Raw genomic sequence first — 17,458 nt, forward strand, 5'->3', positions numbered from 1 at the left:
CGACTGGGCCGTGCGCAGCGCGATGGCCATTCGCTCGACCCCCTGGGTGATCATCGACGGCGAGGCGGCCAGGTTGATCCGCACCCACTGCCGGTGATCGGGGGAGAAGTTCTGGCCGGCGGAGAACGCCACCCGTCCGGCCTTCAGGAAGTGCCGGTAGGGGTCGTCCAGGCCGAGCTCGGAGCAATCGACCCAGGCCAGGTAGGTGCCGGGCTGAGCCTGGTAGCGCGCGCCCGGCACCAAGGCGTGCAGCAGGTCACCGAGCAGCCGCTTGTTGGTGGCGATCTCGGCGCAGACCTGATCGACCCAGTCCTGCCCCTGCTGCAGCGCCGCGGCATGCGCGATCGCACCCAGGTGGCCGGTCGAGCCGTAGGCGAGCGGAGGCAGGTTGCGCAGCAGTGCACCGGCCTCGGTGCCCACGATGTACAGGCCGGCCTTGAAGGCGGCCAGGTTCCAGGACTTGCCCGCCGAGGTGACCACGGCCGCGTTCTGGGCCGCCGGCACGCTGAGCGTCGGCACGAACTCGGTACCGGGGTCGACCAGCCAGGCATGGATCTCGTCCACCACCAACTGGACGCCGTGCGCCGTGCACAGTTCGGCGACCGCGGTCAGTTCCTCGGCGGTGTGCACGGTTCCGGTCGGATTGTGCGGCGAGCACAACAGGAAGGCGGTCACGTCCGGGGCGGCGAACGCCTCGGACAGGGCGTCCAGGTCGAGCCGGCCCTCAGCAGTCAGCGCGACCGGAACGGTGCGCCGCCGGTACCCGCTGGTGACCTGCCAGAACGGGGGATACACCGGGGCGGTGATGACGATGCCGTCACCGGGATCGGTGGTGGCCTCCAGCACGCACAACACCGCGTTCATCACGTCGCCGCCGTTGCGCACCTGGCCGGGGGCCAGCTCCAGCGCCCAGCGGTCGGCCGCCGAGGCCCGGTAGGCGTCGGCGTAGTCGGTGCCGTAGGGGTAACCGGTGTCGCCCCGGTCGAGCGCGGCGTCCAGGCTCTCCCGGACGGCGGGTAGCACGGCAGAATCCATCTCCGCGACCCACATCGGCAGCACGTCCGGTTCGTAGGTGCACCACTTCAGGCTGCGTCGCTGTCGCAATTCCGCCTCGGTCAGGGAGAAGATCGTCATAGCTGCATTCTGGCGGCTCGCCCGACTTCTGGGCGTAAGGTCTCGACAGGAAGGTAGTGACGATGGCCCGGTACTTCGACGTACATCCCGACAATCCGCAACCCCGCTCGCTCGGCCAGATCGCCGGCATCCTCCGCGACGGCGGCTTGGTCGCCTACCCGACCGATTCCGGCTACGCGCTGGGCTGCGTGATGGGCAACCGCTCCGGGCTGGATCGCATCCGGGAGTTGCGCGATCTGGACACCAAGCACAACTTCACCCTGGTGTGCAGCGAGTTCGCCCAGCTGGGCCAGTACGTTCAGATGAGCAACGACGTCTTCCGGGCCATCAAGGCGGCCACACCCGGCGGCTACACGTTCATCCTGAAAGCGACCCGGGAAGCGCCGAAGGTGATGCTGCAGCCGAAACGGAAGACCGTCGGCGTCCGGTTGCCGGCGCACGTGACCGCTCTGGCTCTGCTGCACGAACTGGGCGAGCCACTGATGTCCAGCACCCTTCTGTTGCCCGGACAGACCGATCCGATGTCGGACGGCTGGACGGTCAACGACGAGATCGGGCAGGCCCTGGACGCCGTCGTCGATTCGGGCGACTGCGGCACCGAGCCGACCAGCGTGATCGATCTGAGCGGCGACGAGATCGAGATCATCCGACGGGGCTCGGGCGACGTCAGCCTCTTCGAGGGCTGAGCCGACGGGCATGCTCCGTCGTCAGGAGGCAGACTTGCTCGCCTCGCCACCAGGTCGGACGTCCTCGGGATCGAAGCGGATGTAGTCGCTGGAGAAGCCGTGCCGCATGCCCCAGGAGACCGCCTGGGAACGCCGTACCACCCCGATCTTGCGGTAGGCCGAACGGATGTAGCTCTTCACCGAGTTGGGGCTGAGGTACATGCCTTGGGCGATCTCGGCGTTGGGCAGCCCGTGGGTGATCAACGCGATCACCTCGCTCTCGCGATAGGACAGCCCCTCCTCGCGGCCCGGCCAGTTGCCGCCGGTCGGGTTCGCCGACTTCGGTGCTGGGCTGACCACCATGCGGCCGGCCTGTACCTGTTCCAGTGCCTCGACCAGCACCCTGGCCGGCAAAGTCTTGGAGAGGTAGCCGGCAACGCCCTGCTGGCGGGCGCGTTCGACGAGCGCAGGCTGGAAGTTCCAGGTGTAGATCACCGTCCGGCCGACCAACGGGTTGCCCATCACACCCTCGATGCGCGGGCTGTCGGGTGGCAGTTGGCCGAAGCTGTCATAGAGCGCGATGTCGACCCGTTCGCGCACCTCGCGGCCGGCGACCAGCTTCACCACCTGCACGCGGTCGGTGTAGTTGGCGAACATGTGGAGCAGGCCGGTGACCACCACTTCGTAGTCGTTGACCAGTGCGACTCTGATCGGCTTGCTGTGCACGCGGTCAGTATTCCACTACGACCCGACATGGCTGCGCGGCGGACACGGAATGCCCGTGCCCGCCGCGCAGGAGGGTGTCAGCCCTCGTCGGCGTGAAGATCTTCCTCGGGGTCGACGTACTTCTTCTTCTTGCCCTTGATCAAGCTGGTGGTGACGTCGGGCACCTCGTACTGCAGACCGCGGTCGGTGCGCCGGTAGCCGGTCGACGGCGGGCGCTCCGGCAGCGTCAGTTCGGGCCGCTCGATCTTCTGGTACGGAATCGACGACAGCAGGTGGGCGATCATGTTGATCCGGGCGCGCTTCTTGTCCTCGGACTCGACGACATTCCAGCGAGCCTCGGGAATGTCGGTGTGCACGAACATCTCGTCCTTGGCCCGGGAGTAGTCCTCCCATCGGGTCAGCGACTCGAGATCGGTCGGCGACAGCTTCCACTGCCGCATCGGGTCGGTCAATCGCGACTTGAATCGCTTCTCCTGCATCTTGTCGGACACCGAGAACCAGTACTTGCGCAGCATGATGCCGTCTTCGATCAGCATTCGCTCGAAGATCGGGCACTGCCGCAGGAAGCGCCGATGCTGCTCGGTCGTGCAATAGCCCATGACCCGCTCCACGCCCGCCCGGTTGTACCAGGACCGGTCGAACAACTTGATCTGGCCCGCGGACGGCAGGTGCTGGATGTACCGCTGGAAGTACCACTGGGACTGCTGCCGCTCAGTCGGTGCCGGCAGTGCCACCACCTGAGCGATCCGGGGGCTGAGGTACTCGGTGATCCGCTTGATTGCGCCGCCCTTGCCCGCTGCGTCGCGACCTTCGAAGACCACCACCAATCGCTTGCCCTCGGTACGCAACCATTCCTGCATCTCTACCAGTTCCGACTGCAACCGCAGCAGTTCGGCCTCGTAGAGTTCGTTATCCAGCTTCGGGAGTTTCGCCATGGGCGTATCGTGCCGTATCCGGCACCGGGCCACCAGCACTCCGCCCAATTGCGTTCAGTCCTTGTCCATGCGCTTGTCAGTGAACTGCGGGCATTTCGTCACTGGGCTCTGGTGTACGCAGGAATCCGGTCGCGACGATGGCGAGCAGCCACACTGCCCCCGCTCCCAGGAAAGCCAGGTGTGAGCCGTACAGCAGACTCTCCTCGACACCGGCACCGGTGGCTTTGTGCGCGTCGGACTGGGCGGCGAAGACGGTGACGAAGACGGCGGTGCCGAAGGCGCCGGCCAGTTGCTGCACCGTGCCAACTATTGCTGAGCCATGGGTGTAGAGCTGGCGGGGCAGCGAGCCGAGCGCGATGGTGAACAGCGGCGTGAACATGAAGGCGAAGGACGCGCTCATCGCCATGTGGCAGGCCAGCACGAACCACCAGGGGGTGTCCGGCTGGATGGTCGACAGCAGCCAGAACACCACCGCCACCACGATGGAGGCCGGCAGCATCAGGGGACGGGCGCCGACCCGGTCGAAAAGCCGGCCGACGACCGGGCCGAGCAGACCCATCAGCACACCGCCCGGCAGCAGCATCAGGCCGACGCTCAGGGCGGGCAGATGCAGGGCCTGCTGCAACAGCAGCGGCAGCATGATGACGGTGCCGAACAGCGCCATCATGGCCAGCGACATCACGATCACGCTGATCGAGAACGATCCGTGCTGGAACGCTCGAAGATCCAGCAGCGCCCGGTCGTCGCGGGCCAGTAGCACCTGTCGCCACAGGAAGGCGATCAGCGCGAGCACGCCGACAGCGAAGGCGACGGCCACCTCGGCCGCAGGCACGGAGCTGTCGCCGATCAGGCTGAGGCCGTAGACCAGCCCGCCGAATCCGAGCACGGTCAGCGGGACCGACAGCACATCCAGCGGGACGCGGACCGTCTCGTTGACGTTGGTGATCCGCATTGCGCCGATGATCAGCATGGCCAGTCCGATCGGCACCATCACGCCGAAGACTCCGCGCCAGCTGGTGAACTGCAGCACGAGGCCGGCCATCGTCGGGCCGAGTGCGGGCGCGACCGAGATCACCAGCGAGATGTTGCCCATCACCGCGCCGCGGTGGGCGGGCGGAACGAGCTGCATGATCGTCGTCATCAGCAGCGGCATCATGATCGCGGTGCCGCTGGCCTGGACGATCCGTCCGGCCAGCACCAGCGGGAAGGTTCCGGCCAGCCCGCAGGCCAGGGTGCCGGTGGTGAACAGGCTCATGGCAAGGATGAACGCGGTCCGGGTCGGGATGCGTTCCAGCAGCCAGCCGGTGATCGGGATGACCACCGCCATGGTCAGCATGAACGAGGTGGTCAGCCATTGCACGCTGCGCTCGTCGACATGCAGGTCGCTCATCACCGAGGTCAGCGCGACGTTCAGTGCGGTCTCGTTGAGGATCACCACGAAGGCGGCGATCAGCAGGATCGTGATCACCGACCGGTCCCGCGGCGCCAGCCAATGCCGGTCCGTTGCGTGCTCTGTCTGATTCATCCGTCGTCTCCCGTTCGCAGCCGAGCAACCTTACGGGCCCGCACCGGACGGCCCCAAATCGACGGCGCGGTGCCGAATCGGTCAGGATCCGAGAAGTCCGGGCGATCGGCTGCTGGCTAGCCTCCTGCTCATGACCATTGCGATCTCCCGCTGTTTCGTGGCGGCGAACGACATCGACGCCGCGCTCACCTTCTACCGCGACCTTCTCGGCCTCGCCGTGCTGAACGACGTCGGACAGGAGGACTTCCGCTGGATCACGCTCGCGGCGTCCGGGCAGGACGGCGTGGCGATGGTGCTCAGCAACTATCTGGCCGACGCTCCGGCGGACGCCGAGGCGCTGCGCGGCCTACTCACCAAGGGTGCACTCGGCACCGTCCACTTCCGCAGCGGCGATCTGGACGGGCTCTTCGCCCGGCTGGTCGAGGGCGGCGTCGAGGTTCTGGAGAAGCCGACCGATCAGTTCTGGGGTGTGCGCGACTGCGCCGTCCGCGACCCTTCCGGAAACGTGGTCAGGATCGACCAGGCCTGAGCAGCGACTCCAGTTCGGCGGTCAGATTGGCTCGCGCCCGGGCCTCGCGCCGGACACCTGCTGGCGTGTGATAGATCGGGCCGGCCAGCCGGGCCGTCAACTGGTGCCGTCGGGTCGTCGCCCAGGCCGCCTCCTCGAGTCCGGTCTCGGTGCGCAGGTCGGACACCGACTGGGCGTACCGGTGCGGCTCGGCGCCGAGCACCCACAGATCGGCATCGCAGACCACCGCGCCCGCCAGGTCGTCCGGTTCGGGCCGGTGATGGCGGGTGAGCAGCACCAGGCGGGTCGCTTCGGCCAGCTGAGGTTCGGGCAGCCGGCCGGTGAGCAGGCTGAGCAACAGCGCGGCCGAGGCGGCCTCGTCGACGCCCGGGGTGTTGGTGTGGACGGCGTCGTGGAACCACAGCGCCACCAGTTCGTCGCGACCCCCGCCGAGCCGGACGGCAGCCTCCAGGCATTCCTGCAGGTGCCGGACGTCGTGGTAGCGCCGATTCGGCTCGCGCCAGCCGGCCAGCACCGCCTGGGCCACCTCGGGTACCTCAGGGAGCGGCCAGCGGCTCAGAAGAGCTGGATCAGCCATAGCGCCAGCCCGGCGGAGGCGCAGGCGAAGAGCACGCTCACGAAGGTGCCGATGATGAACCGTTCGGCCGCTCCGGTGCTGCTCGCCTTGAGTTCGGGGTAGCGGGCGAAACCCTTGAGGATCATCGCCACGGCCAGCCCCTCGGGGAAGCCGGCCAGCAGGGTCGCGAAGATGGCGAGCCGTTCGAGCATGCCGATCCACTGCCCGCCGCGTAGAGTGCCGGCCGCCTTGGTCAGGGGCGCAACCGGCTGCGCCGCGGACTCGTCGTCGCCCAGTTCGGTGGCCCGGGAGCGCTCGGCCAGCCGGAAAACAGCGGTCACCACCCGGCCACCGGCCAGCACGGCGAGCGCCGCACAGACAACCACGATGGCGCCCTTCGCCACGATCAGCCAGAACGTCACCACGCCACCCCCATCGCCTCGGCCAGCAGTGAGCGGGCAAGTTCGGCGCCCAGCCGAGCCTCCGCGCGGGCAGCGCGGGCGGCGCGCTGCGAGACCGCGGACGGGCTGACGCCGAGGCGTTGCGCAGCCAGCTTGCCGCTGCCGGTCGCGTCCAGCATGTCGATGACCTCCCACCCTTGTGCGGTGCGGCGACCGACGAGTGCCCGCAGCATCACCAGTGCTGCCTCGGCTCGTCGTACCGCGGTTTCACCATAGGGCCCGGCACCGACAAGTCCGGTGGCCACCAGGCGCAGGTTGGACGGCGCGACCCGGGCCTCGTCGACGGCCGTCCGGGCCGCCAGGTAAGCGGCTCCGCGCGCCGCCCTGGTCGAGTCGGGCAGCGGCTGGTCGACGGGCCCGAGGCCGATCCCGACATGCCAGTCGTCGAGCCGGGTGAGGGCGAGGATGATGTCGACGACGGCTCCGGGGTCGCCGGTGAGGGCCTGGATCTCGTCGCCGGCGGTGCGTTCGAACGGCAACGCGAGGCGGTCGCCGGCGACCGCGTCCAGGGTGCTGAGCGCGGCGGGGACCCGGTCGGCGGCCCGCCTGCTGTTGCGCTGGTCGGCGGTCACCACCGCCCAGAGTGTGAAGTCTTGACCCTTCATCGTCATTGATTCAGTGTGAAGCCTGAATCGAGTGCTGTCCAGTGGCAGGAGCCTCACCCGTAGGGGTGGCAATGCGCGTAGTCAGGGGTTCTTCAGGGCCTCCGCGGGGTACCTCACGCCTACAGTGGAAAGAGCTAGAACTGCCACGAGACAAGGAGCGACAGCCAATGTTGAGTTGGGGATTTCTGGGTTGGATCATTCTCGGCGGAATCGCCGGATGGATCGCCAGCAAGATCATGAAGACCGATGCCCAGATGGGCATCGTGCTGAACATCATCGTCGGAATCGTCGGAGGGCTGTTGGGCGGCTGGATCCTCAGCGCGTTCAACGTCGACGTGGCCGGCGGCGGGTTGATCTTCAGCATGCTCACCGCGATCGGCGGTGCGGTGATTCTGTTGTGGTTGGTCGGATTGGTCACCGGACGCCGACGCTGACCTTTGCGAAAAGGGCCGGCAACCTTGCATGGTTGCCGGCCTTTGTCGTCCCCGGGGGTGATTGCCACCGCCGCGGAGTGCGGGGAGCATGGCCGGTATGAACAACAGCTACGACGTCATCGTTCTCGGCGCCGGACCGGTGGGTGAGAACGTCGCGGATTACGTCGTCCGGGGCGGCGGACTGACGGCCGCACTGGTCGAGGTCGAGTTGCTCGGCGGCGAATGCTCCTATTACGCGTGCATGCCGAGCAAGGCGTTGCTCCGGCCGATCGCGGTCGCCGCGACGACTCGCGATCTGCGCGGCGTCCGACCCACCACGATCGACATCGATGCCGTCCTGGCCCGCCGTGACTACTGGGTCAGCGACTACGACGATGCTGGCCAGGCCTCCTGGGCCGCCTCGGCCGGTATCGAGGTGGTGCGTGGCTACGGACGGGTGACCGGCGAGCGCCGCGTCGAGGTGGGGGACCGGACGCTCACCGCCCGGCGGGCGGTGGTGGTGGCTACCGGCAGCCGTCCCGCGATCCCGGCGGAACTGGCCGGTGTGCGTCCCTGGACGAACCGGGACGTCACCGGGGTGGTGGAGGTGCCGCCGCGCTTGGCGATCGTCGGCGGTGGGGTGGTGGCCTGTGAGGCGGCGACCTGGATGGCGGCGCTGGGCAGCCAGGTGACCATGCTGGTCCGGCACGGGCTGCTGGAGCGTTGCGAACCGTTCGCCGCCGCCCTGGTGCGGGAATCGTTGGAGCAGGCCGGGGTGGAGGTTCGGCTCGGCGCCTCCGTGCAGTCCGCGCAACGCGACGGGCACCACGAGGATCGGCTCGGGCGACTGCACGGCGGCCCGGTCCGGCTCGCGGTCGACGGCGAGACGCTGGAGGTCGACGAGGTGCTGGTGGCGACCGGACGGGTGCCGAACACCGAGCCGTTGCCGAGTGGCGACCGTCCGGACTGGCTGCACCTGGTCGGTGACGTCTCGGGCGAACCGGCGCTCACCCACTGGGGCAAGTACCGGGCCCGGCTGCTCGGTGCCCGGCTGCGGGCCGAGGCGCTGGGCCGTCCGGTCGCCGACGAGCCGGGCAACGTGCCGGTCCCGCAGGTGATCTTCACCCATCCCGAGGTGGCCACGGTCGGTGCCACTCTCGCGCAGGCGCAGGCCGACGACCCGGACGCCCGCGCTCTCGACGCTCCGATGAGCTCCGCAGCCGGTGCCGCGCTGCTGGTCGACCATCCGATCGGCTCGGCACGACTGGTGGTCGGCGGCGACGACCGGCTTGTCGGCGCGACGTTCGTCGGGGTCGAGGTCGCGGAACTGTTGCATGCCGCCACGGTGGCGATCGTCGGCGGACTCACCGTGCAGCAGTTGTGGCATGCCGTGCCCAGCTACCCGACGGCGAGCGAGGTGTGGCTACGGCTGCTCGATCAGGCGATGGGCTGAGTGAGCCGGGTCAGCCGTTCTTCAGGGCGTCGGCCAGCATCGGGGTGAGCTTGTCCACCACGTAGGGCAGGCTGAGCGGCGAAGCGAAGTAGATGGCGCCGGCCAGTTCTCCGCCGGTGTAGAGCGAGCGCCCCGCCTTCACCGCGGTCAGCGAGGTGAAGCCGGGCACCTTCTCCAGCGCGGCCCGGTCGGCGTCCTTCTCGGTGCCCCAGAGCAGCACGTCGGCCGAGTTGAGCACACTGATCTTCTCCACCGGAATGTAGGCCTGCTCGCCGTCCTTGACGTAGGGGTCGATCTCGGCGGGGATCTCGAAGCCGAGATCGGTCAGGAACTCGGTGCTGAGCCCCTTGGGGTAGGCGATCAGGCTGCCGTCGTAGACGGCGTTCTGCAGGAAGATGGCCTTCTTGCCGGCGAAGCTCGGATTGCCGGCAGCCGCATCGGTGAACTTCTGCTGGACGGACTTCGTGAGCTGCTCACCTTCGGCGACCTTGCCGACCGCCTGGGCGATGGCCGCCAGGATCTCGGTCCAGGGCGAGAACCACATCGCGTCGGCGCGGGCATGGGCGATGGTCGGCGCGATCTTGGACAGCTTGGTGTAGTCGGCCTGCTTCATCCCCGAGTTGGGGCCGACGATCAGATCGGGCTTGAGCTTGGCGATCTCCAGGAACTGGAAGCCGTCATCGTTCTTCAACACCTTGGGCTGTGCCGAACCCAGCGCCGACTGGGCCCAGGGCCAGGTGGCGTAGGGCTGGTCGCCGTACCAGTCGGTGACGCCGATCGGAGTGACGCCGAGGGCGAGTAGGAAGTCCTGCTCGGTGACTCCGACCGAGACCACCTTGCTGGGCTGGCTCTCGATGACCGTGGAGCCGTAGGCGTGGGCGACGGTGGTCGGGAAACCGGCCGGCGTGCTGTCCGACGGCGCCGCGGACGGGGAACCGGAGGCAGCCGGAGCGGGAGCGGACCCACACCCGACCAGGCTCGCGCCCGCGACACCCAGCGCCGCCAGGCCGAGGCCGCGGCGGCTCAGCTTGTGTGCCCATACCGAATCGTCGTGCCCCATTGCCCATCCTTCGTCGTCGTGATCAACGCAGCACACACTAATCGGACTTAGGTAAGGCAATCCAAAGTTTCTCGTACTGTAGGCGGGTGCCAGCGCCCACCACGACCCGCGACGTCCGGCGGGTCCCGGTTCGGGTGGGCGGCACCGCGCTGTCCAGGGCAACAGTGCTTCTTGCGATCGGCGCCCTGCTGGCCGCCTGCCTGGCCAGCCTGATGGTGGGGGCGAATCCGCTGAGCCCCGCCCAGGTGTGGGCCGGCCTGCTCGGCCAGGAGCAGGAGGCGATGGACGTCGTCCGCGGCGGCCGGCTGCCCCGCACCGTGCTCGGCCTGTTGATCGGATCCGCGCTGGGCGCGGCGGGGGCGGTGATGCAGTCGATCACCCGCAACCCGTTGGCCGACCCGCAGCTGCTGGGCGTGAACGGCGGCGCGGCCGCCGCGGTGGTCACCGCGATCAGCGTCTTCGGCATCACCCAGCCCGGCGGCTACATCTGGTTCGCGTTGATCGGCGCGGCGTGCGCGGCCGTGCTGGTCTATCTGCTCGGCACCGGACGCCGCAGCGCGTCCAACCCGGTGCGGCTGCTGCTCGCCGGGGCCGCCGTCCAGGCCGCCCTGCAGTCCTATGTGGTGGCCACCATGCTGGCCGACCCGACCGCCTACTACAGCTTCCGGTACTGGGACATCGGCGCCCTCACCGGCCGGACCCTGGAAGACATCGGCCCGGTGGTGTGGTTCCTGGCCGCCGGCCTGCTGGGCATGATGCTGCTGGCCCGGCCGCTCAACGCGCTGTCGCTGGGCGAGGAGGCCGGACGCGCACTGGGTGCCAACATTCCGGGAACTCGGACGGCGAGCGCGGTGGTGATCGTGCTGCTGTGCGGTTCGGCCACCGCCGCGGTCGGCCCGATCGCCTTCGTCGGGCTCGCCGTCCCGCATCTGGCCCGGCTCACCGTCGGCGTCGATCACCGCACGATGCTGCCCGCGTCCGCGCTGCTGGGCGCGTTGCTGCTGATCACCGCCGACGTGGTCGGCCGGGTGATCGCCTGGCCGCAGGAGATCGGGGTCGGCATCATCACCGGGATCGTCGGGGCACCGGTGCTGGTCTGGCTGGTCCGGGCCCGGAAGGTCGGACGGCTGTGAGTACCCGCACCGATCTCGACCCGCCCCGGCGACTCCCGGAGCCGAGCACCCTACGCCTTGGTCCGTGGCGAGTGCTCGCGTCATGGCGGGGCGCACTGGTGACCCTCGCGCTGGCCTGCTGCGCAGTACTGATCGTCTTCGCCACCCTCGGCACCGGCCCGCTGCCGGTGAACCCGTCCGAAGTTCTCGACACCGTGCTGCGTCGCACCGACGAGTTCGACTTCGTGGTGCTCGACATCGGATTGCCGCGCGCCTGCGTCGCGCTGCTGGTGGGTGCCGGGCTGGGAGCTGCCGGCTCATTGCTGCAGGCGTTGACCCGCAACCCGCTGGGCAGCCCGGACGTGATCGGCTTCGACTCCGGTGCGGCGGCCGGGGCGCTGGTGGCGATGCTGACCCTCGGTGTCAGCGACCGCACCGAGACGGCCGTCTTCGCCATCGCCGGCGGGGGAGTCGCGGCCCTGGTGGTCTTCCTGCTGTCGTCGGGCGCCCGGGACACCGGCTACCGGATCATCCTGATCGGCATCGGGCTCGGCGCCCTGCTCGATTCGGTGTCGGCCTATCTGCTCACCCGCAGCGGAGTCCGGGAGTCGATGGAGGCCACCCGTTGGCTGGTGGGCAGCCTGAACAGCAGCGATTGGCCGGACGTGATCGTGGCCGGCCTGGGCCTGCTGATCCTGCTGCCCGCCGCGATCGCGCTGGGACGACAGTTGCGGCTGGTGCTGCTCGGCCCGGAGGTGGCGTCGGCGTTGGGCGTCCGGCTCGGTTTCGTCACCGGGGCCACGCTGGCGGTCTCGGTCGCGCTGTCCGCGGTGGCGGTGCTGGCCGCGGGACCGATCTCGTTCGTGGCGCTGGCCGCGCCGCAGCTGGCGGCCCGGCTGGTGGGTCAGCGCCGGATGCCGTCCGTGGTGGCGTCGGCGGCGATGGGTTCGCTGCTGCTGACGGCGTCCGATCTGATCGGATCGCGCGCCTTCGGCGACAGCGACCTGCCGGTCGGGGTGATCACCGGCGGAGTGGGCGGGGTGTACCTGGCGTGGCTGTTGTCCCGGGAATGGCGAAGGAGAATGTGATGAGCGGCGAGACCTCCAGGCTGATCGCCGAGCGACTCGACCTGCGCTACGACGACCGGGTCGTGGTCGAAGGGCTCGACGTCGCCATCCCGGACGACCGGTTCAGCGTGATCGTCGGGCCGAACGCGTGCGGCAAGTCGACCCTGCTGCGCGCGCTGGCGCGGATCCTGCGACCGCACGCCGGAAGGGTTCTGCTGGACGGCCGGACGATCCACTCGATGCCGGCCAAGGAGGTGGCGCGCACGCTGGGCATGCTGCCGCAGTCCGCCGTCGCGCCCGAGACCATCACCGTGCTGGACCTGGTCGGACGCGGCCGCTTCCCGCACCAGAGCCTGCTGCGGCAATGGTCGGACGCCGACCAGCAGGCGGTCGAACAGGCGATGGACGCCGCCGGGGTGACCGAGCTGGCCGAGCGCCCGGTCGACGAGTTGTCCGGCGGCCAGCGGCAGCGTGCCTGGCTGGCGATGGTGCTCGCCCAGCAGACCGAGATCCTGCTGTTGGACGAGCCGACCACGTTCCTCGACATCACCCATCAGCTCGACGTGCTCGATCTGTGCGCCGATCTGCGGGCCGACGGCTACACGATCGTCGCGGTGCTGCACGACCTCAATCACGCCGCCCGCTACGCCGATCACCTGATCGCGATGGCCGACGGCCGGATCGTGGCCGCCGGCACTCCGGAGGAGGTGGTCACCCCCGAGTTGGTCGCGGAGGTGTTCGGCCTGGCCTGCACGGTCGTCCCCGACCCGGCCACCGGCACCCCGATGGTGGTGCCCGCGGCCCGCACCCGCCGCACCCGGCTCCGGCACTAGTGCGAGGGCACTAGCTACTTCCAGCCCAGCTGGAGAGCTACCACGACCAGCTCCGGTCGGCTCATGTTCCGAATCGTCTCCGCCCTCGCCGAGATTGGACGCGACCTCATTGCCGAGCGCACGGAGTCGGCACTCGACGCCAAGCGCCGCCGCGGTGAACGCGTTGGGGCCCAAAGCCGAAACACACTCCTGAGCAAGTTCAGCGCGCAAGGCACGTGCTCGACAACGGCGACATGACTGGCAATGAGATCGCAGGCGCTGTTGGGATGAGTCGATCGCGCATGTAGGCGCTCGTCGCGAGGGCCTGGGTCGGGCGGGATTCGCCGGCCACCTGATCCCACGGCTGCGACCTGCGCGGCGGTGTTAGCGCACGAGTTCTGGCAGTTCTCAGCGTCGGGTGGGAGCTCCGAGAGCACGTCCTCGGTGGGCCAGGGTCGATAGCGTGTCGATGAAGGCGGAGCGCTCCGGGTCGGGGAGTTCGCCGAAGAACTCCCGCTCGGCTGCGAGCACCTGCGCAGAGAGCGTCCGGTATTGCTGCTCGCCCTTCGGGGTGGCTGCGACGATACGTCGGCGACGGTCTGCAGGGTCGTCGCGACGCTCGACCAGGCCCTCGGCCTGGAGGTCGTCCACGAAGTAGGGCATGACGGTACGGTCGATGCCGAGGTAGTCGGCCAGTGCGGTCTGTGACTCGACGTTCTTGTGGATAACGGTGTGCAGCAGCTGGTAGCCCCTAGCGCCGCGCGGGAAGCTGGCGAAGACGGGGTCGACAAAGGCGGAGTATCCTCGGCCGATCATCGCGATGGACCAACCGAGGTCGCACGCTTCCAACGCCGTGGCCTCCTGTTTCACGCTCCCAGCGTACAGGCACCAACTGGCTCGCTGTCCTCGCAGCCTTCATTGTCGGCGCCTACCTCATACCATATGCTGAACATATGTCTGGTGAAGCAAGCGAATCGAAGGATCCTGCGGTGTGGCTCGTTACGGGGGCCTCCAAGGGAATCGGGCGCGAGGTGGTCGAGGCTGCGCTGGGGCACGGCGGTATCGTCATCGCCGGTTCTCGTCATCCCGAAGAACTGACGCGGTGGGCGCTTGAGCATGAGCTGCAGGACCGGGTCCTGTCCGTCGCGCTGGACGTGACCGACGAGTCGAGCGTGGCCGAGGCGGTGCATTCCGGCCTCGAGCGATTCGGCCGCATCGATGTCCTGGTCAACAACGCTGGCTACCTCCTCTATGGAGGGATCGAGGAACTCTCGGACGCCGAGGTGCGAACCAGCTTCGACGTCAACGTTTTCGGCCTGCTCAATGTCACCCGCGCCGTGCTTGCGGTGATGCGCGAGCAGGGGTCGGGCCACATCATCGATATGGCCTCGATCTCAGCGAACGTGACCTCGCCGTCGACGGGGCTCTACAGCGCCACGAAGGCGGCCGTGCTCATGCTCACGGAGGCCTTGGCCGACGAAGGGCGTGACATCGGAGTGAAGGCTACGGCGATTTGCCCCGGCGGGGTCCGCACGGACTTCTTGGACAGGTCGTCAGCCCGCCGCGCACAGAAGGTGATTGAGGCGTACCGGTCCGTGCGCGAGGCTGAGGACTCTCTCGCCAGGGGAAACCACCGGCAGGGCGGGGACCCTCGCAAGGTGGCCGAGGCGATTGTTGCGGTCGCCGGCATGGGCCAGCCCCCGCGCCGGCTCTATCTCGGCCAGGACGCCCTGCAGGCGATCCGGCGCAACCAATCCCAAGTGATTGAAGAGGTGACCCGGCATCAGGAACTGAGTGAGAGCACGACGGGCTGAGCACGCCCGTGCCAGTTTGGTCAAGGACTATGAAGAGAAAACCCAGCATTCACATTCGAAAGGTGATGTCATGACTGACACCAGCAACCCCCAGGACCGCACTCCCACTCCGGACCCGGCCGAGGACAACGCGTTCTTTCCCAGCCCCTACTCGCTGACCCAGTACACCGCAGACAAAACAGACTTCGACAGCCTGGTCACGGATCAGAAGTACACGGGCGGGAAGTGGAAGATCCTCACGATCGCTACTGAAGAGCGGTACATGCTGATGAAGAACGGGAAGTTCTTCTCCACCGGCAACCACCCCGTCGAGACGCTCCTGCCCATCCATCACATGTATGAGGCCGGCTACGGCATCGACGTGGCCACCATCTCCGGCGGACCCGGTAAGTTCGAGTGGTGGGCCTACCCCAAGGACGATGAGGCCATCGCCTCGGCCTGGGCAGGAACCAAGGAGAAGTTCAAGAACCCGCTGAAGCTCGCTGACGTCATCGCCGAAGGTCTCGACGACTACGCGGCGATCTTCATCCCCGGCGGCCACGGCGCGATGAACGTCATCCCCTTCGACCAGGACGTCCAGGCCGCCCTGGACCATTTCTTGGGCAACGACAAGCTCATCATCACCCTCTGCCACGGACCCGCTGCGTTGCTGGCGGGGAATATCGGCCGGGACTCTAACCCCTTCTCCGGGTACCAGATCACGGCGTTCCCCGACTCGCTGGACTTCGGCGCGAACCTCGAGATCGGCTACCTGCCCGGCGAAATGCCGTGGGATCTGGGCGGGACCCTGAAGAAGGAGGGCATCAAGATCATCAACGACGACATGACCGGAGCCACCACGCGCGATCGGAACCTCCTCACCGGCGACAGCCCCCTGGCGGCCAACCAGCTCGGCAAGGACTCCGTGACCGCATTGCTGGAGCAGTTCGGCAACTGATCCTGCTGCCTGCGGCGATGGTGAGCCACCGTCGTCGCCCGCAGGCTCGCACAGGCTTCTCGGTCGCGATCCCGGCACTCACCTCCAGGAGCGGAGAACCCCCATGCAATACACGGCTCCTGACTTATCCCCTTGAGAGCGCTCAGGACGAGACCGAGCGGTACTGCCCCGGCCGGAACCACAGGGGCCGTCCCACGCTGGGCGCGGTCCGCCCTTTCCGCGCGTCGCTGCGACGCGCTCCTGACACCATTGTTCGAGGAGAACAAGCCCCATGACCGCGCCTATCAGCACCCAGATTCACCTCGTTTCGCGTCCGGATGGATGGCCCACTCCAGAGGACTTCAACACCGTCGCCGTCCCTCTCGAACCGCTCGCAGACGGCGAGGTGCGCGTGCGCAATGAGTTCGTCTCGGTCGACCCCTACATGCGCGGACGGATGAACCTCGGCCGTAGCTACGTCCCACCCTTCGAGCTCGACCAGCAAATCACCGGTGCGGCTGTGGGGCGCGTGGTCGAATCACGCAACGAGGCGTTGCCTGTCGGCTCTCCGGTGACCCACTCCCACGGCTGGAGCGACATCGCACAGGATCACGCCTCGACCTTCCAAGCTGTCACCGAGCAGCCCGGCCTGCCGCTGTCGGTATTCCTCAACATCCTCGGCTCCACGGGCCTGACCGCCTACACCGGCCTGATCAAGATCGCACACATGCGCGAGGGCGACACCGTGTTCATTTCCGGGGCAGCCGGAGCGGTAGGCACCGCGGCCGGTCAGATCGCCAAGCTGCTCGGTGCGGGACGCGTCGTCGGCTCCGCCGGCTCCGCCGAGAAAGTCGCCCTGGTCACAGAGAAGTACGGCTACGACGCCGCCTTCAACTACAAGGACCCAGGCTCAGTCGCCGAGAAACTCCACCAGGTCGCGCCAGACGGGATCGACGTCTACTTCGACAACGTCGGCGGCGAGCACCTCGAGGCTGCCATCGGCGCATTCAACGACGGCGGCCGAGCCGCCCTGTGTGGTGCGATCACCGGATACAACACTGGCAACGCCGAACCCGGACCACGCAACATGTTCAACTTCATCACCCGCGGCCTGACCATGCAAGGCTTCACCCAAGGGAACTACCGGTGGGTGGTCCCCGAGTTCACCGAGCAAATGACCCAGTGGATCCGAGAAGGCGCGATCTCATATGAAGAGACCATTGTCGACGGCATCGAGAACACCGTCGAGGCGTTCCTCGGGATGATGCGCGGCAGAAACACCGGCAAGATGCTCGTGCGCGTTAGGCCCATGCAGAGTTGAGCTGGCCCGCGCCCCTTAGTTGAATAGCGCGGGGCTCCGTCGCTGTTTGGCCAGGTCGTTCAAGTGTGAGTGGCCTGGGACCGATCGATCGGCAGAACTCGACGAATAGGCGCGCTTGCTTCAAGCTCAGCGACGTTCCCTCATGTTGGGGACGAAGCGGGCTTCTTCTCAGATCCGTGCGTCCGCGCCGGAGGCAGGGACGAGACACGCCGCCAACCCGTCGTGGAGATGCCGGGCCGCTAGGCCACGCGGCACGCCCCAAACTGCGAGCGTCCTCGACGCATCGCGGCGTCGATGGTGGCCGTCCGCACCCGCGAACCGGGAATGTCGTGGTGCCCGAAGGAGCGGAAGCCG

The 17,458-nt window shown here is 68.0% G+C and carries 20 protein-coding genes; 11 read left to right on the forward strand and 9 right to left on the reverse strand.

All coding sequences use genetic code 11. The annotated features are described in order from the left end of the window. A partial coding sequence (locus tag Q0066_RS14670) for an aminotransferase class I/II-fold pyridoxal phosphate-dependent enzyme (RefSeq protein WP_298134189.1) occupies positions 1–1,134 on the reverse strand: 1,134 nt, incomplete at its 3' end. 62 nt (positions 1,135–1,196) lie between these two features. Between Q0066_RS14670 and Q0066_RS14675 the strand changes: the two genes are divergently transcribed. Then, a complete protein-coding gene (locus tag Q0066_RS14675) occupies positions 1,197–1,820 on the forward strand; it encodes an L-threonylcarbamoyladenylate synthase (RefSeq protein WP_298134192.1) in 624 nt (207 codons plus the stop codon). A gap of 21 nt (positions 1,821–1,841) precedes the next feature. On the opposite strand, the gene Q0066_RS14680 is transcribed toward Q0066_RS14675, so the two are convergent. From Q0066_RS14680 to Q0066_RS14690, 3 genes are all read right to left on the reverse strand, one after another. Continuing rightward, complete coding sequence (locus Q0066_RS14680; protein ID WP_298134195.1) at positions 1,842–2,525, reverse strand: response regulator transcription factor; 684 nt, start codon at positions 2,523–2,525, stop codon at positions 1,842–1,844. Between the two features lie 77 nt (positions 2,526–2,602). Beyond that, positions 2,603–3,460: a polyphosphate kinase 2 gene (gene ppk2 / locus Q0066_RS14685; protein ID WP_298134198.1), complete on the reverse strand. Its 858-nt coding sequence runs from the start codon at positions 3,458–3,460 to the stop codon at positions 2,603–2,605. A gap of 76 nt (positions 3,461–3,536) precedes the next feature. Next, on the reverse strand, positions 3,537–4,985 hold the full coding sequence (locus Q0066_RS14690; protein WP_298134201.1) for an MDR family MFS transporter: 1,449 nt from the start codon (positions 4,983–4,985) through the stop codon (positions 3,537–3,539). A 130-nt stretch (positions 4,986–5,115) separates the two neighbouring features. Between Q0066_RS14690 and Q0066_RS14695 the strand changes: the two genes are divergently transcribed. Then, positions 5,116–5,514: a VOC family protein gene (locus Q0066_RS14695; RefSeq protein WP_298134204.1), complete on the forward strand. Its 399-nt coding sequence runs from the start codon at positions 5,116–5,118 to the stop codon at positions 5,512–5,514. Here Q0066_RS14695 and Q0066_RS14700 read toward each other — a convergent pair. The 3 genes from Q0066_RS14700 to Q0066_RS14710 are packed head-to-tail and all read right to left on the reverse strand — an operon-like array spanning position 5,495 to position 7,142. Beyond that, positions 5,495–6,091: a metal-dependent phosphohydrolase gene (locus tag Q0066_RS14700; protein WP_298134206.1), complete on the reverse strand. Its 597-nt coding sequence runs from the start codon at positions 6,089–6,091 to the stop codon at positions 5,495–5,497. The genes Q0066_RS14695 and Q0066_RS14700 overlap by 20 nt on opposite strands. Continuing rightward, complete coding sequence (locus Q0066_RS14705; protein ID WP_298134209.1) at positions 6,070–6,492, reverse strand: hypothetical protein; 423 nt, start codon at positions 6,490–6,492, stop codon at positions 6,070–6,072. Before Q0066_RS14705 ends, Q0066_RS14700 begins: the two co-directional genes overlap by 22 nt. After that, positions 6,489–7,142: a hypothetical protein gene (locus Q0066_RS14710; RefSeq protein ID WP_298134212.1), complete on the reverse strand. Its 654-nt coding sequence runs from the start codon at positions 7,140–7,142 to the stop codon at positions 6,489–6,491. Before Q0066_RS14710 ends, Q0066_RS14705 begins: the two co-directional genes overlap by 4 nt. Before the next feature lie 161 nt (positions 7,143–7,303). Between Q0066_RS14710 and Q0066_RS14715 the strand changes: the two genes are divergently transcribed. Beyond that, a complete protein-coding gene (locus tag Q0066_RS14715; protein ID WP_298134215.1) occupies positions 7,304–7,570 on the forward strand; it encodes a GlsB/YeaQ/YmgE family stress response membrane protein in 267 nt (88 codons plus the stop codon). 97 nt (positions 7,571–7,667) lie between these two features. Next, positions 7,668–9,002, forward strand: a complete 1,335-nt coding sequence (locus tag Q0066_RS14720; RefSeq protein ID WP_298134218.1) for an NAD(P)/FAD-dependent oxidoreductase — start codon at positions 7,668–7,670, stop codon at positions 9,000–9,002. A 10-nt stretch (positions 9,003–9,012) separates the two neighbouring features. On the opposite strand, the gene Q0066_RS14725 is transcribed toward Q0066_RS14720, so the two are convergent. Continuing rightward, on the reverse strand, positions 9,013–10,062 hold the full coding sequence (locus Q0066_RS14725; protein ID WP_298134220.1) for an ABC transporter substrate-binding protein: 1,050 nt from the start codon (positions 10,060–10,062) through the stop codon (positions 9,013–9,015). Between the two features lie 86 nt (positions 10,063–10,148). On the opposite strand from Q0066_RS14725, the gene Q0066_RS14730 reads away from it, so the two are divergent. The 4 genes from Q0066_RS14730 (at position 10,149) to Q0066_RS17590 (ending at position 13,311) form a co-directional block, all read left to right on the forward strand. Beyond that, a complete protein-coding gene (locus Q0066_RS14730) occupies positions 10,149–11,195 on the forward strand; it encodes an iron chelate uptake ABC transporter family permease subunit (RefSeq protein ID WP_298134222.1) in 1,047 nt (348 codons plus the stop codon). Continuing rightward, positions 11,192–12,262: an iron chelate uptake ABC transporter family permease subunit gene (locus Q0066_RS14735; protein ID WP_298134225.1), complete on the forward strand. Its 1,071-nt coding sequence runs from the start codon at positions 11,192–11,194 to the stop codon at positions 12,260–12,262. The genes Q0066_RS14730 and Q0066_RS14735 overlap by 4 nt, the downstream gene beginning before the upstream one ends. Beyond that, positions 12,262–13,074 carry an ABC transporter ATP-binding protein gene (locus Q0066_RS14740; protein ID WP_298134227.1) on the forward strand — a complete coding sequence of 271 codons (813 nt, stop codon included), beginning with the start codon at positions 12,262–12,264 and terminating at the stop codon, positions 13,072–13,074. The genes Q0066_RS14735 and Q0066_RS14740 overlap by 1 nt, the downstream gene beginning before the upstream one ends. Positions 13,075–13,137: 63 nt before the next feature. After that, positions 13,138–13,311, forward strand: coding sequence for a recombinase family protein (locus tag Q0066_RS17590; protein WP_366521530.1), 174 nt, complete (start codon positions 13,138–13,140; stop codon positions 13,309–13,311). Between the two features lie 150 nt (positions 13,312–13,461). Here Q0066_RS17590 and Q0066_RS14745 read toward each other — a convergent pair whose 3' ends face one another. Further along, complete coding sequence (locus Q0066_RS14745) at positions 13,462–13,923, reverse strand: MarR family winged helix-turn-helix transcriptional regulator (protein ID WP_298134230.1); 462 nt, start codon at positions 13,921–13,923, stop codon at positions 13,462–13,464. 83 nt (positions 13,924–14,006) lie between these two features. Here Q0066_RS14745 and Q0066_RS14750 point away from each other — a divergent pair, with 83 nt between their 5' ends. The 3 genes from Q0066_RS14750 to Q0066_RS14760 all read left to right on the forward strand — a co-directional run bounded on the left by Q0066_RS14750 (position 14,007) and on the right by Q0066_RS14760 (position 17,104). Then, complete coding sequence (locus Q0066_RS14750) at positions 14,007–14,867, forward strand: SDR family oxidoreductase (RefSeq protein ID WP_298134231.1); 861 nt, start codon at positions 14,007–14,009, stop codon at positions 14,865–14,867. A gap of 70 nt (positions 14,868–14,937) precedes the next feature. Beyond that, positions 14,938–15,804: a glyoxalase III HchA gene (gene hchA, locus Q0066_RS14755; protein WP_298134234.1), complete on the forward strand. Its 867-nt coding sequence runs from the start codon at positions 14,938–14,940 to the stop codon at positions 15,802–15,804. A gap of 271 nt (positions 15,805–16,075) precedes the next feature. Next, positions 16,076–17,104, forward strand: a complete 1,029-nt coding sequence (locus tag Q0066_RS14760) for an NADP-dependent oxidoreductase (RefSeq protein ID WP_298134238.1) — start codon at positions 16,076–16,078, stop codon at positions 17,102–17,104. Positions 17,105–17,458: the final 354 nt, after the last annotated feature.

This window comes from Micropruina sp., from assembly GCF_027492755.1.
GTDB lineage: Bacteria > Actinomycetota > Actinomycetes > Propionibacteriales > Propionibacteriaceae > Micropruina.

What these genes read in the sequence shown, in the direction of transcription:
- Q0066_RS14710 (WP_298134212.1), bottom strand. Translation starts at nt 7,142, where the DNA reads ATGACGATGAAGGGTCAAGACTTCACACTCTGGGCGGTGGTGACCGCC.
- ppk2 (WP_298134198.1), bottom strand. Translation starts at nt 3,460, where the DNA reads ATGGCGAAACTCCCGAAGCTGGATAACGAACTCTACGAGGCCGAACTG.
- Q0066_RS14715 (WP_298134215.1), top strand. Translation starts at nt 7,304, where the DNA reads ATGTTGAGTTGGGGATTTCTGGGTTGGATCATTCTCGGCGGAATCGCC.
- Q0066_RS14750 (WP_298134231.1), top strand. Translation starts at nt 14,007, where the DNA reads ATGTCTGGTGAAGCAAGCGAATCGAAGGATCCTGCGGTGTGGCTCGTT.
- Q0066_RS14675 (WP_298134192.1), top strand. Translation starts at nt 1,197, where the DNA reads ATGGCCCGGTACTTCGACGTACATCCCGACAATCCGCAACCCCGCTCG.
- Q0066_RS14725 (WP_298134220.1), bottom strand. Translation starts at nt 10,062, where the DNA reads ATGGGGCACGACGATTCGGTATGGGCACACAAGCTGAGCCGCCGCGGC.
- Q0066_RS14700 (WP_298134206.1), bottom strand. Translation starts at nt 6,091, where the DNA reads ATGGCTGATCCAGCTCTTCTGAGCCGCTGGCCGCTCCCTGAGGTACCC.
- hchA (WP_298134234.1), top strand. Translation starts at nt 14,938, where the DNA reads ATGACTGACACCAGCAACCCCCAGGACCGCACTCCCACTCCGGACCCG.
- Q0066_RS14760 (WP_298134238.1), top strand. Translation starts at nt 16,076, where the DNA reads ATGACCGCGCCTATCAGCACCCAGATTCACCTCGTTTCGCGTCCGGAT.
- Q0066_RS14740 (WP_298134227.1), top strand. Translation starts at nt 12,262, where the DNA reads ATGAGCGGCGAGACCTCCAGGCTGATCGCCGAGCGACTCGACCTGCGC.
- Q0066_RS17590 (WP_366521530.1), top strand. Translation starts at nt 13,138, where the DNA reads ATGTTCCGAATCGTCTCCGCCCTCGCCGAGATTGGACGCGACCTCATT.
- Q0066_RS14720 (WP_298134218.1), top strand. Translation starts at nt 7,668, where the DNA reads ATGAACAACAGCTACGACGTCATCGTTCTCGGCGCCGGACCGGTGGGT.
- Q0066_RS14690 (WP_298134201.1), bottom strand. Translation starts at nt 4,985, where the DNA reads ATGAATCAGACAGAGCACGCAACGGACCGGCATTGGCTGGCGCCGCGG.
- Q0066_RS14695 (WP_298134204.1), top strand. Translation starts at nt 5,116, where the DNA reads ATGACCATTGCGATCTCCCGCTGTTTCGTGGCGGCGAACGACATCGAC.